This window comes from Streptomyces sp. NPDC085866 (assembly GCF_044541035.1).
Lineage (GTDB): Bacteria > Actinomycetota > Actinomycetes > Streptomycetales > Streptomycetaceae > Streptomyces.
The window spans coordinates 214,389-232,670 of record NZ_JBITSQ010000019.1; the positions used below are offsets into that span (position 1 = coordinate 214,389).

Sequence of the window (18,282 nt, forward strand, 5' to 3'; positions counted from 1 at the left end):
GGAGCCCCGCCTTGCGCACCCGCACCCGCGCCCTCCTCGTGGCCGCCACCCTGACCACAGGCCTGGTCACCGCTCTGCCCGCCGCCCCGGCCTCCGCCGCAGTCGCCAAGCAGTACGACGACTTCAACGGCGACGGCCACCGCGACCTCGCGTACCTCGGCTACAACCAGGGCGACCACCGGGGCGGCGCCGTCACCGTCGTCTACGGCGGCACGAACGGCCTCGACACCTCGCACCCCCAGGTCATCGACCAGGACAGCGCCGGTGTGCCCGGCACGGGCGAGGAGGACGACATGTTCGGCGAGTCGCTCACCAGCGCCGACCTGAACAAGGACGGATACGCCGACCTCGTCGTCGGCAACCAGACCGAGCACGTGGGCAGCGCGCAGTACCGCGGCTCGGTCACCATCGTCTGGGGCTCCCGCTCGGGTCTGTCCGGCGGCACCAACCTGGCGCCGAAGGGCAGCGCGGGCGGCTCGCAGGCCCACTTCGGCTCCGACCTCGCCACCGGCGACTTCACCGGCGACGGCTCGCCCGACCTCGCGGTCATCGGCGGCGGGGAGGCCTGGCTGTACCGGGGGCCGTTCACCAAGGCGGGGGGCACCGGAACCGTCAGCAAGATCGACAAGGAAGGCGCCGGCTGGTACTCGTACGGGCTCGCGGCCGGCAAGGTCAACGGCGACGGCAAGGCGGACCTCGTGGTCCTCGGCGATCAGTTCACCGGCACGAACAACACCCCCGCCATGCGCGCCTGGTTCCTGAAGGGCGCCTCCTCCGGCCTGACCTCGGGCGCCTCCAAGACCCTGGAGTCCGCCTGGCACGGCGGCCTCGGCGCGAACGCCGTCATCGCCGACTTCGACAAGGACGGCTACGGCGACATCGCCATCGGGCAGCCCGACAAGGACAAGGGCAAGGGCGCGGTGACCGTCTGGCGCGGCACCTCCGCCGGCCCGAGCGGCTCCACGACCCTCACCCAGGCCACCACGGGCGTCTCCGGCAGCCCGGAGACGGACGACAACTTCGGCTACGACGTCTCGGCCGCCGACACCAACGGCGACGGCTACGCGGACCTCGCGGTCGGCGTGCCCCATGAGGACGTCGACGGCAAGCAGGACCAGGGCGGCGTGCACGTCTTCCGCGGCGGCTCCGGCGGCCTGACCGGCACCCGCTCCACCTGGATCCCGCAGACCGTCGCCGGCCCGGCCGACTCCGACACCGCGTTCGGGTACAGCGTCCGCCTGCGCGACCTAACCGGCGACGGCAAGGCCGACCTGGCGATCGCCCTGAGCGGCGGCGGAGTCCTGCTGCGCGGCACCGGCACCACACCGACGGCGAGCGGGGCGGTCACCCTGCCGGACGTCGGCGGCGCCTTCCAGGACTGACGCCCGCTCCTTTCCCTTCCCCCACCTTTTCGAACGGATCGGAATGCGTATCCGCACCCTCCTGCTGGCAACGGCCCTGACCACAGGCCTGCTCACCGTCCTGCCGGCCACGGCGGCCACCGCCGCCCCGGCCCGCTTCTCGGACGACTTCAACGGCGACGGCTACCGCGACCTGGTCACCGCCGCCCCGTCGGCCACGGTCGGCGGAAAGGCCCGGGCGGGTGCGGTGGTCGTGAACTACGGCTCCAAGTCCGGGATCAGCGCCTCCCGGCACACGGTGATCACCCAGAACACCGCGGGCATCCCGGGCACCGCCGAGACGAACGACGAGTTCGGCGCGGCCCTCGCCTCCGGCGACCTCAACCGCGACGGCTACGCCGACCTCGTCGTCGGCACCCCGGACGAGAACGACGGTGCCGGCACCGCGGTCGTCGTCTGGGGCGGGAAGAACGGCCTCTCCGGCGCCTGGACCGTCCCCGGCCCCGGGTCCTCGGCACACGACGAGTACGGCCTGACCCTGGCGGTCGGCGACTTCACCGGCGACGGCCGCGCCGACCTCGCCGTCGGCAGCCTCGGCAAGGACGTCTGGATCCTCAAGGGCGGCTTCACCAAGGCCGCCGGCGCCGCGTCCCGGTTCGTGCTGCGGACCGAGCTGGAGGCCGGTGTCATCCACGGCGCCCAGGGCCTGGCCGCCGCCGACGTCAACGGGGACCACATCGACGACCTGGTGATCAGCGGCACCGACGAGCGGACGTACGACGACGGGCAGCTGGTCTACACGGGCTCCGCCGACCCCGTCACGCCGCTGTCCCTGCAGGCCTTCGTGCCCAGCGGCGCCTGGCGCACGGCCGCCGTGGGCGACCTCAACGGCGACGGCTACGACGACGTGGTCGCGGCCACCGCCCCCGGCTCGGTCTCCGCGGACGACGGCGGCTCGGTCCGCGCCTACCTGGGCAGCGCGAGCGGCCTGCGCACCACCCCCCAGGCGACGATCACCCAGAACAGCCCCGGCGTCCCCGGCAGCGACGAGCCCGAGGACTGGTTCGGCCACTCCCTCTCCGTCGGCGACGTCAACGGCGACGGGTACGCGGACGTGGCCGTCGGCTCGATCTACGAGGCCATCGGTCCCGACTGGCAGACCGGCGCCGTCACCGTGCTGCGCGGCTCGGCCGCGGGCCTGACCGGCACCGGCGCGCAGTCCTTCTCCCAGGACACGGCCGGCGTCCCCGGCACCGCCGAGGACAACGACTTCTTCGGCTCGGCGGTCCGGCTGTCCGACCTGAACGGCGACGGCAAGGCGGACCTGTCCGTCGGCGCCCACGGGGAGAACGACTCCGACGGCGCGCTCTGGAGCCTGCGCGGCTCGGCCTCCGGCATCCGGACCACGGGCGCGGTGTCCTTCGGCCCGGCGGCGACCGGGGTCCCGGCCACGGGCTACCCGCATCTGGGCCGCCTGATGGGCCAGTGAAGGGTTCGGCGAAGGGCTCGGCGAAGAGCCGGTGAAACCGGGGGAATCCCTGGCGCGTCCCCTGACGGTCCCTTAGGGGATGTCACAGGTCGGCCGCAAAGCCGGGTCCGTACCCCCGGGCCCGGCACGTCACTCTCCGGGACCAGGTACGTTCGATGACGTGGCTGGATTCAGGATCGGACGTGGGGGCCGGGACAACCGCACCCCGCAGGGACAACAGGCTCAGCAGGGACCGTCGCACGGGCACGGACAGGGACGCGGACCCGGCGGCCGGGGACAGGGCTACGGACAGCCCGGAGGCCGGCCCCAGGGCCCGTCGTACGGCTACCCGTCGGCGCCGCAGCCGTCGTACCCGCCGCAGGGGCAGTCGTACGGCTACCCGGGCCAGGCCGACGACGGACCGGAGTACTTCGGCGACGGCGGCTACCCGGGCCAGTCGCACGGCGGCGGCCACGATCCGTACGCGGCGAACAACCCGGGCCACACCCAGGCCTTCTCGGTCGACGAGGCCGCCGGCTACACCCAGGGCGCGACCTACCACGCCGGCTCGGCCGCCCCGTCCGGACCGACCGGCCCGCCGCTGCACTGGAAGGAACTGCTGAAGGGGATCTTCTTCTCCCCCGACCAGACCTTCCTGCGGATGCGGGACTACACGATGTGGGCCCCCGCCCTGATCGTCACGTTCCTCTACGGCCTGCTCGCCGTCTTCGGCTTCGACGGCGCCCGCTCGGACGCGATCAACGCGACGCTCGCCAACGCGATCCCGATCGTCCTGATCACCGCCATCGCGCTGGTCGTGAGCGCCTTCATCCTGGGCGTGGTCACCCACACCCTGGCCCGCCAGCTCGGCGGCGACGGCGCCTGGCAGCCCACGGTCGGCCTGTCCATGCTGATCATGTCCCTCACGGACGCCCCCCGTCTGGTCTTCGCCATGTTCTTCGGCGGTGACGCGGGCTTCGTCCAGCTGCTCGGCTGGGCCACCTGGATCGGCGCGGGCGCCCTGCTGACCCTGATGGTCTCCCGCTCCCACGACCTGCCCTGGCCGAAGGCGCTGGGCGCGTCGGCGATCCAGCTGATCGCGCTGCTGTCGATAGTGAAGCTGGGCACGTTCTAGAAGCAGTGATGCGGAAGGGCCCCCGGCACAGTGCCGGGGGCCCTTCGGCGCGTCGGCGCGGATGAGGGCGCCGTCGGTCGGGGGCGAGGGTTCGGCGGCCGGACGGAAGCCGGGCCTGGGGGCCAGGACCGACTCAGCGGGCGGGCTGCCCCGGCTCCGGGGCCGCGACGGCGGGGCCGCGGGACTGGGCGAGACGGGTCTTCAGAGTCTGGGCGCCGAGGGCGAGGCAGACCCCGAGCAGCAGGACGTAGAACACGCCGATCTTGCGCAGGTCGTCGAGGAAGTACCACACCGACGTCAGCCCCGTGAACCAGAACGCCACCAGCGCGAACCCGCCCGAGCGCTCGTCCCGGTAGGCGGCGGTCAGACACAGCCCGGCGACGAGCCCCAGCAGCAGGGCGATGACGACGTACCGCGTCTCCCAGCCCGTGTTGGCGCGGGAGAACGCCGACCACACCGCCACGGCCTCCGCCACCGGAGCCCAGGCCACGGCACACGCCAGGCGCGCCGACCACAGCAGCAGCACACACCCGGCGAGGCCACTGAGCAGCGCGACCAGAGGGAAGTGCTCCGTGTCGATCATCTCGGACCGCGACACCACCACCGCGAGGGCGCTGCCGAGGAGCGCGACCATCCCCTCCGGCGTGGGCTGGAACACCACCCGGCCCAGGGATCTGATCCGGTCCGGTCCCGTCGCAGCCCGGACGTGTCGCGGGGGCTCCGCCGGCTCGGGCCGGACCGCCTGAGCACGGGGATCCACGGCGGTCGGGGTCGGCATCGCGGGCGCCGTGGGTATCTGCGCGGCCCGGTCCAGTTCCGCCTTCATCTCCGCCGCGTCGGCGAACCGGTCCCCCCGGCGCTTGCACAGCGCCCGCAGCACGACCGCGTCCACGCCCGGCGGCAGTCCCGGGCGCAGCCGAGACGGCGGCACCGGCTCCTGCACCAAGTGCTGGTGCATCACCGAGAACGGCGACTCCCCGGTGTACGGCGGGCGGCCGGTCAGCAACTCGTACAGCAGGCAGCCCACCGCGTACAGGTCCGTCCGGTGGTCCGAGTCGCGGCCTTCGATCTGCTCCGGCGCCAGATAGGCGGGCGTACCGACCGCCACGCCCGTCCCGGTCAGCCGGGTCGCCGTCTCGCTGAGCGCCTTCGCGATGCCGAAGTCGAGGACCTTGGCCGTCCCGGCCCGGGTGAGCATGACGTTCGCCGGCTTGATGTCCCGGTGCACTATGCCGTGGCCGTGGCTGTGCCGCAGGGCCTCGAGCACCTGCCCCGCCGCGTCCACCGCCTGCTCGGCCGACAGCGGTCCGTCCCCCAGCGCCTGGGCGAGGGTCCGGCCCTCGACGTACTCCATGACCAGGTACGGCACGGCGAAGCCGTCCACCGCGTCCTCGCCCACGTCGTACACGGTCGCCACGCCCGGGTGGTTGAGCGCGGCGGCCGCGTGGGCCTCGCGCTGGAACCGGGCGAGGAACTGCGGCTGCTGCACCAGCTCGGCGGAGAGCGTCTTGACCGCGACGGTACGGCGCAGGCGGTGGTCGACGGCCCGGTACACCGTGCCCATCCCACCGTGGCCAAGCTGCTCCACCAGCTCGTACCGCTGCCCCAGCGTCCTGTGCTCCACCGCGTTCCCCCAACGGGCCGTCCACGTCCTCGTACGTGTCGACGCCGGCAGTCCGCGGTTCGCAGATCGCGTTCGACACACGGAAGGAGACCCTAGACGCCGGGCACCGTTCCCCTCGGGTGACGTGATCAGAGCCTCATACGCATGCGACCACGAGGCAGGCGGCACAGACCACGGGAAGGGCCCCCGGCGCAGTGCCGGGGGCCCTTCTTGCGGTCGTGCCGGACTAGGCGTCGAGGACCTGTCCCTCGCGCTTCACCACGGGCGGCTCGACACTCCACGGGAAGTTGATCCACTCGTCGGTGCGCTTCCAGACGTACTCGCACTGCACGAGGGAGTGGGACTTCTCGTAGATCACGGCGGAGCGCACCTCGGCGACGGTGTCGAGGCAGAAGTCGCGCACGAGCTTGAGCGTCTTGCCGGTGTCCGCGACGTCGTCGGTGATGAGCACCTTCTTGTCGGAGAAGTCGATGACGTTGGGGACGGGCGCCAGCATGACGGGCATCTCGAGCGTGGTCCCGACGCCCGTGTAGAACTCGACGTTCACGAGGTGGATGTTCTTGCAGTCGAGGGCGTAGGCGAGCCCGCCGGCGACGAAGACACCCCCGCGCGCGATGCTGAGCACGATGTCGGGCTCGTACCCGTCGTCGGCGATGGTCTGCGCCAGCTCACGGATGGCGGTACCGAACCGCTCGTAGGTCAGGTTCTCCCGTACGTCGCTCATGTCGTCGTCGCTCTCACACCTGGGTCCGATGGAAGTTCTGGAAGGACCGCGAGGCGGTCGGCCCGCGCTGCCCCTGGTACCGGGAGCCGTAGCGCTCGCTGCCGTACGGGAACTCGGCGGGCGAACTGAGCCGGAACATGCACAGCTGGCCGATCTTCATCCCCGGCCAGAGCTTGATCGGCAGGGTGGCGAGGTTGGACAGCTCCAGGGTCACGTGACCGCTGAACCCCGGGTCGATGAACCCGGCGGTGGAGTGCGTGACGAGCCCCAGCCGCCCGAGCGAGCTCTTTCCCTCGAGCCGCGAGGCGAGATCGTCCGGCAGCGTGATGACCTCGTACGTGCTGGCCAGCACGAACTCACCGGGATGCAGGATGAACGGCTCGTCGCCCTCGGGCTCGACCAGCCGCGTCAGGTCGGCCTGCTCGATGGCCGGGTCGATGTGGGGGTACCGGTGATTCTCGAACACCCGGAAAAAACGGTCGAGACGCACGTCGATGCTCGACGGCTGCACCATGGATTCGTCGTAGGGATCGATGCGCACCCGCCCGGCGTCGATCTCGGCCCGGATGTCCTTGTCTGAGAGAAGCACGTCCCGAGGATACGCAAGGCGCGCGGAGCCGTGACAATCGTGACGGCTCCGCGCGCCTTCCGATCTTGCTGCGCCCGGCCCGCTACCGCTTCTGCAGGGCGACCGGCACCGCACTGCGGAGCCGGGCACACCGCGGACACCTCACCAGCCGACCGGGGCCGAGCCGCTCGGCCTGCTGCATCGGGAACGAAGCGGTGCTGAACACGTGCCCGTCCGCACAGCGAACGACGGTGCGTTCCATCAAGTCCCTCAAGTCCCTTCCCCAAGAGCCGCATCCGGCTTACTGCCCTGACGACAAAAGCCACATTACGGGATCAAAGAGACGACTCTCCAGGCGGCACTCCGGCCCTACCCGGACCCTCTCCCACCCCTCCACGGTACGCCCCAACTCGCGTGCCCCGCACCGGGATCCCACCCCTCTAACCCACCTGCAACACCCCCTAACGCACACGGACCCCGCGGTCCGAGCACCGGGGGTCTGCGATGAGGTACAGTGAGCGAGCGTTCGGACAACGGCTTCACCGAGCCGCCCCGTCCGTCTTACGCGGGTGTAGTTTAATGGTAGAACATCAGCTTCCCAAGCTGAGAGCGCGAGTTCGATTCTCGTCACCCGCTCCATGATGAAACCCCAGGTCAGTGGCCTGGGGTTTTTGTTGTCCAGTCTCGGCGGGCCGAGTCGCGCCGCCCCGCCGGGGGGCGCTGACCCAGTGAGCCGGGGCTCCCTTCGCCCCGGCTTCCGGCCCGTCGGCGGAGTTACAGGCCGTCACGCACCATCGCGGCGACGATCTGGACGTGGCGGTCGGTCGCCGTGTTCGAGTACTCGTTGTCGTGGTCCAGGCCGTACGGCCAGAAGCGCCCGGCTCCGACGGCTCGACCATGAGCGACCGGCTCTCCCGTGTCGGGTGCGAGCACAGGTCGGCTGGCGAGAACGTCGCCTACGGGTACAACTCTCCCGAGAGCGTCATGGACGGCTGGATGAACAGCTCCGGCCACAGGGCGAACATCCTCAGCTGCGGCTTCAAGGAGATCCGCAAGCGGGCGTACTCGTCACCAGTACGTCGCGCTGCGGGCGCGGCCGGTGCAGTGCGTCCGCTCGCCCGGCAGTGCACCGCGGACAGCAATGTCTCCCCAGCGAACCGAAGGCACCGAGGCGGACCATGAGCCGCGGCGAGCGTCGTGCCGGAACCTGCTGCGGCGCTCGCGAACAGGCGGCACCTCCTGTATGGGACGCGGTACCCGCAAGTTCAGCGGGACAACCAGGTCAGCACCGCTGTCATCAGGAACACGACGACCGCCGCAAGCCAGACCATCAGGCGCGTCGGCCCCGAAGACCTGACCGACGCCCACTCCTCTTCCTCTCGTGACAGCAGCGCATCCGCGAACGCCTGTGCGGTCTGCGGTCGTTCGTCAGGTTCAACGGACAGCGCAGCGCGAAGCAGTGTTTCGATGCCGTCCGGAACCCCCAACTCTCTGGGAAGGGCCGGCAACGACGTCGTCGACGCCTGCTGCGTCACGAGGACTGTGCGGCCGCCCGACCCGAACGGCTTGCGGCCGGTCAACAACTCGAACGCGACGACACCGAGGGCGTACACATCGGCTCGGCCGTCGAACCCGCCCGTCTGGAAGGCCTGTTCGGGTGTCAGCCCCGACGCATCGGCCAGTTGCTTCGCGCTGCCGAGGTCCGCGACAAGTACGGCGGCAGGCGTGCGGCCGGCGTCGAGCAGGAGGTTCGACGGCTTGATGTCGCGGTGGATGACGCCCGCGTCATGGAGCACCTGAACTGCGTACCCGGCCTCGGCCGCGAGCCGGAGCGCCTCCGCAGGCCGGCAGTGCCCTGTCTTCTCGGCCAGCGTGCCGCCTCGGACGTAGTCCATGACGAAGTACGGCCGGTCGTCCTGGACGCCGACGTCGTGAACGCGCACGACACGTGGGCTGGAGATCCTGCGGAGCAGCCTCGCCTCCGCCAGGAAGCGCTGTCGTACATCGGCGTTCGACGCCCAGTTGTCGGCCAGCACCTTGACCGCGACATCAGTGTCGAGCTCAGGATCGTATGCCTTCCAGACGGTGGCGAACGAACCGGCTCCCAGCCTGTCCTCAAGGAGATAACGACCTAGCTTCTGCATGGCCCGACTCTTCTTCGGACACAGGGCGCCTCGGTCGCCCCGCCGGAATCGCCATGTGGCCTTCGTCTCGCTTCGGGGGTCTCGGTGCTTTCGTCGACATCTCGTCCGCCGATGACGACAGCGGCCGCGCACGAGCTGCCGAAGGAGGTCACAGCACTGTGAGCGGAGACGCTCGGCGGCAATACCGCAGCCCGGAAGACAATATCTGTGGCCGCAAAGTGAGAAATAGACGCGGCGCACGAGAAATATTCCTGAGGCGACAGGCCGCGCGGAATTATTTATCGAGCGGGGCCGATGTCGACGTGCTACTGTCGACGTCAGTTGCAGGTGTGGTTGCCAGAAGGTTTTCCGACGGCTGATCATCACGGCGACACGGAATCCGCACAGGGCGTATTCCTGACACCGTCTCCGAAGGAGAAACAAAATGGCTACTGGCACTGTGAAGTGGTTCAACGCGGAAAAGGGCTTCGGCTTCATCGAGCAGGACGGCGGCGGCGCCGACGTCTTCGCCCACTACTCGAACATCGCCACCCAGGGCTTCCGTGAGCTGCTGGAAGGCCAGAAGGTGTCGTTCGACATCGCGCAGGGCCAGAAGGGCCCGACGGCCGAGAACATCGTTCCCGCCTGACGCACCGGCACTGACGCAGACTTCGCCGCCGGGACCCGCACCTTGGGGTGCGGGTCCCGGCGTGCTTTATTTTCAGGGTGATTCGACCCTGTCATTTTCGGCTCGTTCTCGCGATTCTCTGCGCCGCTCATTTCGCTGCGGAAATTCCTTGATACGTGCCCACGTCGAGGAAGGTTCCGCATGAACCACGCACGCACAACTCGCACGTACGACCGCTTCGGAGGAAGTGCTGCCGCAGGCCGCTCCGGCGTTCCGCGCCGTTCCAGCGGTCGCGGAACCCGGCGGCCCGCGCAGGGCGAGTTCGCGCTACCGAAGACGGTCACGCCGGCGTTGCCCGCTGTCGAGTCGTTCGCCGATCTCGTCATGCCGGCGCCGTTGCTGACCACGCTCGGCCAGGAAGGCGTGACCGTACCGTTTCCGATCCAGGCGGCGACTCTGCCGAACTCCCTGGCCGGCCGTGACGTACTCGGCCGCGGCCGCACCGGGTCGGGCAAGACCCTCGCCTTCGGCCTTGCCGTGCTGGCCCTTACGGCGGGCCGGCGCGCCGAGCCGCGCCGGCCACTCGCCCTCGTCCTCGTCCCCACCCGTGAGCTGGCCCAGCAGGTCACCGACGCGCTCACTCCCTACGCCCGCTCCGTGCGCCTGCGGCTCGCCACCGTCGTCGGCGGAATGTCCATCGGCAGGCAGGCCGGGGCGCTGCGCGCCGGTGCGGAGGTGGTCGTCGCGACGCCCGGTCGGCTCAAGGACCTCATCGACCGGGGCGACTGCCGGCTCGCCGACGTCGGCATCACGGTTCTCGACGAAGCCGACCAGATGGCCGACATGGGTTTCATGCCCCAGGTCACCGCCCTGCTCGACCAGGTGCGCCCCGAGGGCCAGCGGTTGCTCTTCTCAGCCACTCTGGACCGCAACGTCGACCTGCTGGTCCGCCGCTACCTGACCGACCCGGTGGTCCACTCCGTCGACCCGTCGGCCGGTGCCGTCACCACGATGAAGCACCACGTACTCCATGTGCATGACGCCGACAAGCACCGCACGACCACCGAAATCGCGGCCCGGGACGGCCGGGTCATCATGTTCCTGGACACCAAGCACGCCGTGGACCGGCTGACCAAGCACCTGCTGAACAGCGGTGTCCGCGCCGCGGCCTTGCACGGTGGCAGGTCCCAGCCGCAGCGCACCCGGACCCTGGCACAGTTCAAGGACGGTCACGTCACGGTCCTGGTGGCCACCAATGTCGCGGCCCGCGGCATCCACGTCGACAGCCTCGACCTGGTCGTCAACGTGGATCCGCCCAGCGACCACAAGGACTACCTGCACCGTGGCGGCCGTACGGCCCGCGCCGGCGAGTCCGGCAGCGTCGTCACCCTCGTGACCCCCGACCAGCGCCGCGGCATGAGCCGGCTGATGGCTTCGGCCGGCATCACCCCGCACATCACCCCGGTCCGCTCGGGCGAGGCGGAACTGAGCCGCATCACGGGTGCCCAGGCGCCCTCCGGCGTCCCGGTGGTCATCACCGCTCCGGTCCTGGAACGCCCCCGCCGCGTGTCTTCGCCGTCCGGGGGCCGCCGGGGCCGCACCGGCCAGGGCCGAACCGCCGACGCGGGGACGCGCCGCAGGGCACAGCTGCGGCCCGGCAGCGAATCGGCTGCCTAGTGCCCCGGCGCGGTGCCCGGACCACTGTGGTCTCCCTGGGACCGCAATGGTCACGAAACCGAGCAACTCTTACCGCAGGAGGCACCGTTGACGTCAATTCAGACGCAGTACCGCATGCAGGACCCCGCCCCCGTGCCCCTGGCCGACGACATCGAAGCGTACGGGCCTCGGGTGTGTGACGACATGACCGTCGAGGTGGCTCTGGCCGTCATGGCGGGCGCCCGTGTCGAGTACCTGACCGTGTGCGACGGGGACGACCAGAGCACGGACTTGATCACTCGGGTCCGGCTCGCCGTTGTCCGCGACAGTCCCACGTACACGGACCGGATCCGGCTGCGGGACGTCCTCGAGGGATCGCCGCCCTCGCCCGGCGCCCGCCCCGGCGACGCCGGTGGGTACGTCCGAGTCCCGGGCGTCCTCGCCTTCTCCCGCTGATCCGCCTCCCCCGGACAGCCCGGTTTCCTTCCCCCGCGACTTCTCCCCTGGAAGGCATCATGCGCTGCGTCATCGCCCGGTACCCGTTCGACCTCAGCAGGACCGGGGTGCTGGCCTCTATGAAGAGTGTCAGGCCCGAGATCGTCACGGGTGAGTCCGTGACGATCGGCCGCCGCCGCTACCCCGTCAAGCAGGTGGGTCAGGTCATCACGCGACAGGACCGCCGTGACTTCACCGCCGGCGAAGTCACCCGGGCCATGGTGCGCCTCGGCTTCACCTGCCACGACCGCCCCGAGGCCGCGCCCGTGGGCGTTCCCACTCCGCTCCGGACCGCGTCGGCACTGCTCGGCGGCGCCGGCCCCATGGACGTATGAGCAAAGGCGCCAAACCGATCTGAGGATCCCGGTGGGGGCCCTGCCGACACGTGTCGGCAGGGCCCCCACCGCTGTCTCGTCGTCCGCTGGAAAACTCCTGGCCGGGCCGGGACACGGGGCGGAGACAACGTCTCACCCGTCGAAGTAGCTGAGATCACCCACGGTCCATGCGCTGACGTCCTTGATCGCGACTCGGTACATGCCGCCCGTCTCCGGGATCCCGAGGCTGCCCTGCAGGATCCGGGCGAGATGGAAGTGCAGATGCGTGGGTGCCTCGCCGCGACCGGCCCGGTTCGCTCGCTGCCCGCGGGCGAAGACGTCCGAGAACGGGCCGAGACGGTCCGAGTCCTTCAGGACCTCCGCCACCCGCTCTCGCCACACGGCCTCAGGAGCCAGCCGACCGGTGATGACGGCACCGCCGACGACCACGGTCAGCGACATCTGATTGCTTCGCTCGGACTCCACCGCGGCAGAGATGGCGACGAGCAGCTCATCAGGGTTCGACATGACAGCAGAGCTTACGACTTGTGGGAGCCATTTTCGCAGGTGGCAGGTTTCTTCCTCCGCTGGAAGGGTGAAATCTACCTTTGACAGAGTAGACATTCCTTCCTGGCGTGGTTACGCTTCAACTTGTAGAGACGGTCGAACAAGACCCGCCAGACACGAACTGGCGAGTGGATGAAACGAAGTTCGCAGGCAGTGCGGCTCTCGAGCCTCGAAGCCAAGGTGTTCCCAGGACGGTGACGGGACTGGGAGCCGCACTGGGCGGCTCGCACGTCGAGGAGCTGCCAACAGCGGTACCAGTTCCCACAGTGGTTGGTTCAGAGAGGAACGGAGGAGCAGACGCCATCAGGATCGCCCGGGCCCGAGAAGCACTCGGCCCGGGTACCGCAAGACCCCGGAATGGATGGTGGTCCCCGGTCACGCAGCTGCGATCCCCCCGCTCCGCCCCTGCCGGGCCGGGTAGCGGAAACAGAAGGTCGGCACAGCAGTAGGGCCGACAGATGGTGTTGAATTTCCTTCGGGGCCCTGGTGCCGTACGGCACCAGGGCCCCTCGACTGCGTTGCACAGCGAGGTGACATGACAGCAGAGAACCCTCTTGATGATCGTCTGGATGACGACGACTACCCCGCATACACGATGGGCCGGGCAGCCGAGATGCTCGGAACCACCCCAGGCTTCCTCCGAGCCATCGGTGAGGCTCGCCTGATCACTCCGCTCCGCTCGGAGGGAGGACATCGCCGATACTCCCGCTACCAACTGCGGATTGCCGCTCGTGCCCGCGAGCTCGTCGACAGGGGGACTCCGATCGAGGCTGCCTGCCGCATCGTCATCCTTGAGGACCAGCTCGAGGAAGCTCAGCGCATCAACGAGGAGTACCGTCGCGCCACGAGTGAGGCGGCGGGCAGTTCCGGTTCCGGCTGATCACGCGGGCGCGGGCCGTATTCGCCCGCACCGCGAGGAACCGGTCCACGCTCGCCGGCATCAGCGTCTGCCACTCGTCCGCGCGGAACGCGGCGAAGAGACCCGCCTCAGTTCCTGCGAACCAGGCCCTCGTCCGTGCTCTGCGCCTTGCGACGCCGAACGCGAGAGTCCCGGGCAATCGCGGCAGTCGTTCGCGTCGCAGGGGCACACTCCACCGGAAGGGCTGTGCACTTGCGGTGGTCCCCTCGGGCTGGTCGGCGTAAACAGCGGTGGCAAACGCAGAGCCCGTGCACGCAAGCGCTTCGGCCGACGTCCTTCGAAGCCACGCCCACCGAGCTGTGCCATGCGCCGGATCCTTGCGCGCGTCCCAGACCTCAGTGCTCCGTCGTCGCGACCGCTGGTGGCAAGGTGGCGAATCCCGTCTGTCCATGTCGTGCATCAAGAGGAGGTGTAGTCGATGAGCAGGACTGTGATCGACCTCGACGATCAGCTGGTCGCGGACGTGGCCAAGGCCCTCGGCACCAGCACCAAGAAGGACACGGTGCACACCGCGCTGCGCGAGGTGCTGGAGAACCGGCGGTGCGCTCTGGCGCTTACCCGCCTGCGGTCGGCGGCAGCCGAAGGCGCCTTAGACCTGGACCTCTTCGAGGACAAGGAGAACTACCGCTGGTGAAGGCCGCGCAGTACCTGATCGACACCAAAGCGCACTCGCCCGCCTGTTGCGCGGAGATGCCGAGCGGTTCGGATGGGACCAGGCGGCAGCCGCCGGGCTGATCGCCACCTGCCCCATCACTGAGCTGGAGTTCTTCTACAACGCACGTTCCGCCGCCGACCACGTGCAAGGCATCGAAGACGTGCGTCTGCTCTTCGGTTGGGGGCCGGTCGACGAGCGGGCCTACGACCGCGCCTGGCAGTCCAGGAGATCCTCACCCAGCGTGGACACACCGCAGCGCCGGGGCCGTCGACCTCGTGGTGGCCGCCACGGCCGAGCTGCAGGGACTGACCTTCCTGCACCGCGACCGGGACTTCGAGTGCATCGCTGCCGTCACCGGCCAGGCGCTCCAGTGGTACGGCCCAGAAGCCGGCAAATGAGCCGAGGGGCCGGCGTCGGCTGTCCTGAGGAAGCCGCGGCCATCGGCCTTACGGCGGGAAATGGTCTTCACCCGTGGGTCAGTGCACGCGCGAAGGCTCTCCCGACTGGACCGTCGACCGACCTCAGCCGAGCACAGTGCCGTTCGTGCACGTGCTCTGCCCACCGGTCATCGCGGCCCGGGCCCACAGCGTGCCCGTAAGAGCGGACAACCACGGTCAGCAGCGGTGCGATCGGACCCGCACGACCACCCGAGCACACGACATCTGTGCACGTCAGAGGCATATGGTCCGCCCGAGCGCCGTCGCTTCCCAAGCTGAGGGCGCGAGTTCGATTCTCGTCACCCGCTCCAGATTTGAGGCCCAGGTCGGAGACCTGGGCCTTGTTGTTGTCTCTGGCGGTCAGTCGCCGCGTGCCAGATCACCAGCCCGCGCCGGACTCAAGTCCCGTGCGTGCGCTGCCGATGCCCAGAGGCGAAGATCACAGCCTGCGCGCGGTCAGTTGGTCGAGGAGCGCGCCCGCGGTGTCGCGGTGGGGCCAGGGTGCGATCTGGACGCAGCGGTCGACGCGGCCGCGGACTGTGTGCGAGCCGAGGGTGTGCCGCGCCGCACCCTCGGGTCGGGGGCTGGGCCGTCAGCTCGCCGTGTCCGAGGTGGCCGGCGCGACGGTGTTACCGGTCACCGTGCCGGTGGCACCGTCGACGGTGACCAGGTGCAGGACGCCGTCGGTGCCCAGCACCTCGACCTCCCACGCGCTTCCGCCACCCTGCTCCGCGATCACGCGCAGCGCCTTCGTCTTGCCACCGGAAACCGCCTTGCCGGACGCTGAGATCGCCGCCGTGGCCGAAACCGCCGGCAGCGGCGCGGGCGCGAGGGTCCCCGCAGTGCTCTGACCGCTCTGGGTGCCCTGGCTGCCACCGAGCCTGGATTCGTCGTACTCCCCGTCGCCACCGCCTCGCCCCTGTCTGTACGCGCCCTGCCGGCCCTCGCCGCCCTCCACCCGCCTGTGCTCTGCCGCGAACCGGCCCTGGTCGCCCCTTTCACCGTGGTCGTGGTGAACGACCGCAACGACGCCGGTCGCGGCCGCAGCCGCCAGGAGAACCGTGACGCCGAGGACGGTCCCACGACGCCGGCTCACCCGGGGGAGGCGTGCCCGGAAGGTCCTGGCCGACTTGGCTGACTTCGGCAGCGCGACCGGTGAGTCCGGCGTCGACTCGGGCTGCGGCTGCTGCGGCGGTTCGGGTTGGGGCATGCTCGGGCTCCTGATCGCCTCGACCGGCCCGGTGCCGGCGGCTGCGATCAGCTTGGAATGGGGTTGCTGAAGCCAGGCTGAAGGTGGCTGAAGGCGTCTTCAGCCACCGCCCGTCCGGCGTGCGAGGCTGTGTGCCGTGCGCGTACTGGTGGTCGAGGACGAGAAGCGGCTGGCCGCCGCTCTGCAGCGAGGTCTCAGGGCCGAGGGGTTCACCGTCGATGTCGCCCACGACGGGAACCAGGGACTGTGGCTCGCCCTGGAGCACAGCTACGACGTGGTCGTGCTCGACATCATGCTGCCCGGCCTCAACGGCTACCGGGTCTGCGCCAGGCTGCGTTCGGCAGGAAGCGACACACCGATCCTGATGCTCACTGCCAAGGACGGGGAGTACGACGAGGCTGAGGCGCTGGACACCGGTGCAGACGACTTCCTGTCCAAGCCGTTCTCCTACGTCGTCCTGGTCGCCCGGCTCCGCGCGCTCCACCGTCGTACCGGCCACCGGGTCCCTCCGGCATTCCGGCTCGGCGACCTGGTGATCGATCCGGCCCGCCACACATGCGTCCGTAGCGGCACCGAAGTCCGGCTCACCGCACGGGAGTTCGCCATTCTGGAGTACCTGGCCCGCCGGGCCGGCGAGGTGGTGTCCAAGCGCGAGATACTCGAGCACGTCTGGGACTCGGCCTTCGAGGCGGACCCCAATCTCGTCGAGGTCCACGTCAGCGCCGTACGTCGCAAGATCGACACCGCCTTCGGGCGCTGCGCGCTGGAGACCATCCGCGGCGCCGGGTACCGGCTGGCGGCCGACGGTGGCTAGCCGGCTCGTCCCCCGCGCCGACGAGATACCGGCAGCGATCCGGCGCCTGCGCTTCGCCGCCGTGCAGCTGGTACGACACCCGTGGCCGGGATCGGTGCGGGCGCGGGCGACGCTCGGGGCGACCGCGGTCGTCGCCCTCGCACTGACCGCGGCCTCCTTCGCACTGTTCGCCATGTTGCACACCGACCTCCAGCGCAACGCCAACGACGCGGCCACCGCGCAGGCGGACACCGTCGGTCAGCTGGCCGCCGAGGGCAAGCTGCCCGAGCTGCTGCCTCTCACCCACGGCGCCGACTTCATCCAGGTCGTCGACAGCCGTGGGCGCGTGGTGGCCGCCAGCCAGAACCTCGTCGGCCGCCCGGCCGTCGCCCATCTGCGCCCCCATGAGGGCAAGCTGCGCGCCACCTGGTCCGGCGAACCGTTCGGCGAAGGACACCGTCAGCGGATCGTCGCCGTCACCGCCCAGACCCCCGGCGGCAAGGTCACCGTGTACGCGGGCACGTCGCTGCGGGACGCGGACGCGGCCGACGAGATCACCAAGGCCGCGCTGGGCATCGGCACACCGCTGCTGCTGGCCACGGTCGCCCTGGTCACCTGGTGGGTGACCGGCCGGGCCCTGCGTCCGGTGGAAGCCATCCGCTCCGAGGTCGCCGAGATCACCGGACACGCCCTGCACCGCCGTGTCCCGGTACCGGCCGCCCAGGACGAAGTCGCCCGCCTCGCCCGCACCATGAACGCCACCCTTGACCGCCTGGAGGACGCCGTCGTCCGCCAGCGCCGGTTCATCGCCGACGCCTCACACGAACTGCGCAGCCCCATCACCGTCCTGCGCACCCAGTTGGAGGTCGCCCTCGCCCATCCGGACCCTGCCCTGTGGCCCGACCTGGTCAGTGACGCCCTGGAGGACACCGTCCGGCTCCAGGACCTCGCCGCCGACCTGCTGCTCCTCGCCCGTCTGGATACGGCCGAGCCGGTCGGCCGCCTCCCGCTGGACATGGCCGAACTCTGCCGTACGACCGTTGCCGGGCGTCACGGCGACCGGCTCCCCATCGACACCAGGCTGCAACCCGGCCTCACCGTAGAGGGCAACCGCGGCTGGCTGGTCAGACTCCTCACCAACCTCCTCGACAACGCCCAACGGCATGCCGATCGCCGCATCGAACTGACGCTGCACACCGATCTGGACGCCGGCCTGGCCGTCCTGGAGGTGACCGACGACGGACCTGGCATTCCCGATGCCGACCGCGAGCGGATCTTCGAGCGTTTCACCCGCCTGGACGACGCCCGCAGCCGGGACCTCGGCGGAGCCGGCCTCGGGCTGGCCATCGCCCGCGACATCGCCCATCAGCACCACGGCACTCTCCGCGTCGAACCCCGCCCGTACGGCGCCAGCATCGTCGCCCGCCTCCCGCTGTCGCCACCCGGGGTCTGAAGAGGAATCCGTCGTGAAATACAAAAAGGCCCACACCGTTTTGGTGTGGGCCTTTTTCAAAATTTGTTCGGCGGCGTCCTACTCTCCCACAGGGTCCCCCCTGCAGTACCATCGGCGCTGTGAGGCTTAGCTTCCGGGTTCGGAATGTAACC

Annotated in this window: 19 protein-coding genes, 1 tRNA gene, 1 rRNA gene and 1 pseudogene; 14 read left to right on the forward strand and 8 right to left on the reverse strand. The window is 70.0% G+C overall.

From position 1 onward, the window contains the following. The first annotated feature begins 11 nt into the window (after nucleotides 1-11). The 3 genes from ACIF83_RS38320 to ACIF83_RS38330 all read left to right on the forward strand — a co-directional run bounded on the left by ACIF83_RS38320 (nucleotide 12) and on the right by ACIF83_RS38330 (nucleotide 3,964). Nucleotides 12-1,382: an FG-GAP and VCBS repeat-containing protein gene (locus ACIF83_RS38320; RefSeq protein ID WP_399734192.1), complete on the forward strand. Its 1,371-nt coding sequence runs from the start codon at nucleotides 12-14 to the stop codon at nucleotides 1,380-1,382. A 43-nt stretch (nucleotides 1,383-1,425) separates the two neighbouring features. Then, entirely contained in the window at nucleotides 1,426-2,850 is a 1,425-nt protein-coding gene (locus tag ACIF83_RS38325; protein ID WP_399734195.1) for a VCBS repeat-containing protein, read from the forward strand. 79 nt (nucleotides 2,851-2,929) lie between these two features. Next, on the forward strand, nucleotides 2,930-3,964 hold the full coding sequence (locus ACIF83_RS38330; protein WP_399734198.1) for a Yip1 family protein: 1,035 nt from the start codon (nucleotides 2,930-2,932) through the stop codon (nucleotides 3,962-3,964). A gap of 133 nt (nucleotides 3,965-4,097) precedes the next feature. Here the strand turns inward: ACIF83_RS38330 and ACIF83_RS38335 are convergent, their stop codons facing one another. The 3 genes from ACIF83_RS38335 to dcd all read right to left on the reverse strand — a co-directional run bounded on the left by ACIF83_RS38335 (nucleotide 4,098) and on the right by dcd (nucleotide 6,901). After that, nucleotides 4,098-5,588: a protein kinase gene (locus tag ACIF83_RS38335; protein WP_399734201.1), complete on the reverse strand. Its 1,491-nt coding sequence runs from the start codon at nucleotides 5,586-5,588 to the stop codon at nucleotides 4,098-4,100. 226 nt (nucleotides 5,589-5,814) lie between these two features. Continuing rightward, nucleotides 5,815-6,312: a phosphoribosyltransferase gene (locus tag ACIF83_RS38340; protein ID WP_393482986.1), complete on the reverse strand. Its 498-nt coding sequence runs from the start codon at nucleotides 6,310-6,312 to the stop codon at nucleotides 5,815-5,817. A gap of 13 nt (nucleotides 6,313-6,325) precedes the next feature. After that, nucleotides 6,326-6,901, reverse strand: a complete 576-nt coding sequence (gene dcd / locus ACIF83_RS38345) for a dCTP deaminase (RefSeq protein ID WP_393482989.1) — start codon at nucleotides 6,899-6,901, stop codon at nucleotides 6,326-6,328. 544 nt (nucleotides 6,902-7,445) lie between these two features. Between dcd and ACIF83_RS38350 the strand changes: the two genes are divergently transcribed. Beyond that, nucleotides 7,446-7,519 (forward strand) — tRNA-Gly (locus tag ACIF83_RS38350). Between the two features lie 135 nt (nucleotides 7,520-7,654). Here the strand turns inward: ACIF83_RS38350 and ACIF83_RS38355 are convergent. Further along, nucleotides 7,655-7,813 carry a hypothetical protein gene (locus ACIF83_RS38355; RefSeq protein ID WP_393483065.1) on the reverse strand — a complete coding sequence of 53 codons (159 nt, stop codon included), beginning with the start codon at nucleotides 7,811-7,813 and terminating at the stop codon, nucleotides 7,655-7,657. On the opposite strand from ACIF83_RS38355, the gene ACIF83_RS38360 reads away from it, so the two are divergent. Further along, a complete protein-coding gene (locus ACIF83_RS38360) occupies nucleotides 7,778-8,062 on the forward strand; it encodes a CAP domain-containing protein (protein ID WP_399734204.1) in 285 nt (94 codons plus the stop codon). The genes ACIF83_RS38355 and ACIF83_RS38360 overlap by 36 nt on opposite strands. Nucleotides 8,063-8,145: 83 nt before the next feature. Here ACIF83_RS38360 and ACIF83_RS38365 read toward each other — a convergent pair whose 3' ends face one another. Beyond that, nucleotides 8,146-9,024 carry a serine/threonine-protein kinase gene (locus ACIF83_RS38365; RefSeq protein WP_399734207.1) on the reverse strand — a complete coding sequence of 293 codons (879 nt, stop codon included), beginning with the start codon at nucleotides 9,022-9,024 and terminating at the stop codon, nucleotides 8,146-8,148. Between the two features lie 424 nt (nucleotides 9,025-9,448). On the opposite strand from ACIF83_RS38365, the gene ACIF83_RS38370 reads away from it, so the two are divergent. The 4 genes from ACIF83_RS38370 (at nucleotide 9,449) to ACIF83_RS38385 (ending at nucleotide 12,117) form a co-directional block, all read left to right on the forward strand. Continuing rightward, nucleotides 9,449-9,652 carry a cold-shock protein gene (locus tag ACIF83_RS38370; protein WP_028799214.1) on the forward strand — a complete coding sequence of 68 codons (204 nt, stop codon included), beginning with the start codon at nucleotides 9,449-9,451 and terminating at the stop codon, nucleotides 9,650-9,652. A gap of 180 nt (nucleotides 9,653-9,832) precedes the next feature. Then, entirely contained in the window at nucleotides 9,833-11,308 is a 1,476-nt protein-coding gene (locus tag ACIF83_RS38375; protein WP_399734212.1) for a DEAD/DEAH box helicase, read from the forward strand. 114 nt (nucleotides 11,309-11,422) lie between these two features. Continuing rightward, entirely contained in the window at nucleotides 11,423-11,743 is a 321-nt protein-coding gene (locus ACIF83_RS38380) for a CBS domain-containing protein (protein ID WP_393483053.1), read from the forward strand. Between the two features lie 59 nt (nucleotides 11,744-11,802). Then, nucleotides 11,803-12,117, forward strand: coding sequence for an SCO5918 family protein (locus ACIF83_RS38385; RefSeq protein WP_145879299.1), 315 nt, complete (start codon nucleotides 11,803-11,805; stop codon nucleotides 12,115-12,117). 132 nt (nucleotides 12,118-12,249) lie between these two features. Here ACIF83_RS38385 and ACIF83_RS38390 read toward each other — a convergent pair whose 3' ends face one another. Beyond that, nucleotides 12,250-12,624 carry a hypothetical protein gene (locus tag ACIF83_RS38390; protein ID WP_393483017.1) on the reverse strand — a complete coding sequence of 125 codons (375 nt, stop codon included), beginning with the start codon at nucleotides 12,622-12,624 and terminating at the stop codon, nucleotides 12,250-12,252. A gap of 574 nt (nucleotides 12,625-13,198) precedes the next feature. Between ACIF83_RS38390 and ACIF83_RS38395 the strand changes: the two genes are divergently transcribed. The 3 genes and pseudogenes from ACIF83_RS38395 to ACIF83_RS38405 all read left to right on the forward strand — a co-directional run bounded on the left by ACIF83_RS38395 (nucleotide 13,199) and on the right by ACIF83_RS38405 (nucleotide 14,635). After that, nucleotides 13,199-13,543, forward strand: a complete 345-nt coding sequence (locus ACIF83_RS38395; protein ID WP_393483020.1) for a MerR family transcriptional regulator — start codon at nucleotides 13,199-13,201, stop codon at nucleotides 13,541-13,543. 457 nt (nucleotides 13,544-14,000) lie between these two features. After that, entirely contained in the window at nucleotides 14,001-14,216 is a 216-nt protein-coding gene (locus tag ACIF83_RS38400; protein ID WP_399734215.1) for a type II toxin-antitoxin system VapB family antitoxin, read from the forward strand. Next, a pseudogene (locus ACIF83_RS38405) lies at nucleotides 14,213-14,635 on the forward strand (PIN domain nuclease). Before ACIF83_RS38400 ends, ACIF83_RS38405 begins: the two are co-directional and overlap by 4 nt. Nucleotides 14,636-15,266: 631 nt before the next feature. Here ACIF83_RS38405 and ACIF83_RS38410 read toward each other — a convergent pair. Beyond that, entirely contained in the window at nucleotides 15,267-15,884 is a 618-nt protein-coding gene (locus tag ACIF83_RS38410; RefSeq protein ID WP_399734218.1) for a PepSY domain-containing protein, read from the reverse strand. 136 nt (nucleotides 15,885-16,020) lie between these two features. On the opposite strand from ACIF83_RS38410, the gene ACIF83_RS38415 reads away from it, so the two are divergent. Then, nucleotides 16,021-16,698 carry a response regulator transcription factor gene (locus ACIF83_RS38415; protein ID WP_393483043.1) on the forward strand — a complete coding sequence of 226 codons (678 nt, stop codon included), beginning with the start codon at nucleotides 16,021-16,023 and terminating at the stop codon, nucleotides 16,696-16,698. Nucleotides 16,699-16,765: 67 nt separating this feature from the next. Beyond that, the gene (locus ACIF83_RS38420; RefSeq protein ID WP_399734246.1) at nucleotides 16,766-18,130 is read left to right on the forward strand and encodes an ATP-binding protein; all 1,365 of its coding nucleotides are present in this window, start codon (nucleotides 16,766-16,768) and stop codon (nucleotides 18,128-18,130) included. Between the two features lie 65 nt (nucleotides 18,131-18,195). Here ACIF83_RS38420 and rrf read toward each other — a convergent pair. After that, a 5S ribosomal RNA gene (rrf, locus tag ACIF83_RS38425) occupies nucleotides 18,196-18,282 on the reverse strand; the annotation flags it as partial.

Excerpts from the sequence above, each read along its gene's own strand:
- ACIF83_RS38325 (WP_399734195.1), top strand. The coding sequence starts at position 1,426 with ATGCGTATCCGCACCCTCCTGCTGGCAACGGCCCTGACCACAGGCCTG.
- ACIF83_RS38330 (WP_399734198.1), top strand. The coding sequence starts at position 2,930 with ATGTCACAGGTCGGCCGCAAAGCCGGGTCCGTACCCCCGGGCCCGGCA.
- ACIF83_RS38340 (WP_393482986.1), bottom strand. The coding sequence starts at position 6,312 with ATGAGCGACGTACGGGAGAACCTGACCTACGAGCGGTTCGGTACCGCC.
- ACIF83_RS38360 (WP_399734204.1), top strand. The coding sequence starts at position 7,778 with ATGAGCGACCGGCTCTCCCGTGTCGGGTGCGAGCACAGGTCGGCTGGC.
- ACIF83_RS38365 (WP_399734207.1), bottom strand. The coding sequence starts at position 9,024 with ATGCAGAAGCTAGGTCGTTATCTCCTTGAGGACAGGCTGGGAGCCGGT.
- ACIF83_RS38370 (WP_028799214.1), top strand. The coding sequence starts at position 9,449 with ATGGCTACTGGCACTGTGAAGTGGTTCAACGCGGAAAAGGGCTTCGGC.
- ACIF83_RS38375 (WP_399734212.1), top strand. The coding sequence starts at position 9,833 with ATGAACCACGCACGCACAACTCGCACGTACGACCGCTTCGGAGGAAGT.
- ACIF83_RS38380 (WP_393483053.1), top strand. The coding sequence starts at position 11,423 with ATGCAGGACCCCGCCCCCGTGCCCCTGGCCGACGACATCGAAGCGTAC.
- ACIF83_RS38385 (WP_145879299.1), top strand. The coding sequence starts at position 11,803 with ATGCGCTGCGTCATCGCCCGGTACCCGTTCGACCTCAGCAGGACCGGG.
- ACIF83_RS38390 (WP_393483017.1), bottom strand. The coding sequence starts at position 12,624 with ATGTCGAACCCTGATGAGCTGCTCGTCGCCATCTCTGCCGCGGTGGAG.
- ACIF83_RS38395 (WP_393483020.1), top strand. The coding sequence starts at position 13,199 with ATGACAGCAGAGAACCCTCTTGATGATCGTCTGGATGACGACGACTAC.
- ACIF83_RS38400 (WP_399734215.1), top strand. The coding sequence starts at position 14,001 with ATGAGCAGGACTGTGATCGACCTCGACGATCAGCTGGTCGCGGACGTG.
- ACIF83_RS38410 (WP_399734218.1), bottom strand. The coding sequence starts at position 15,884 with ATGCCCCAACCCGAACCGCCGCAGCAGCCGCAGCCCGAGTCGACGCCG.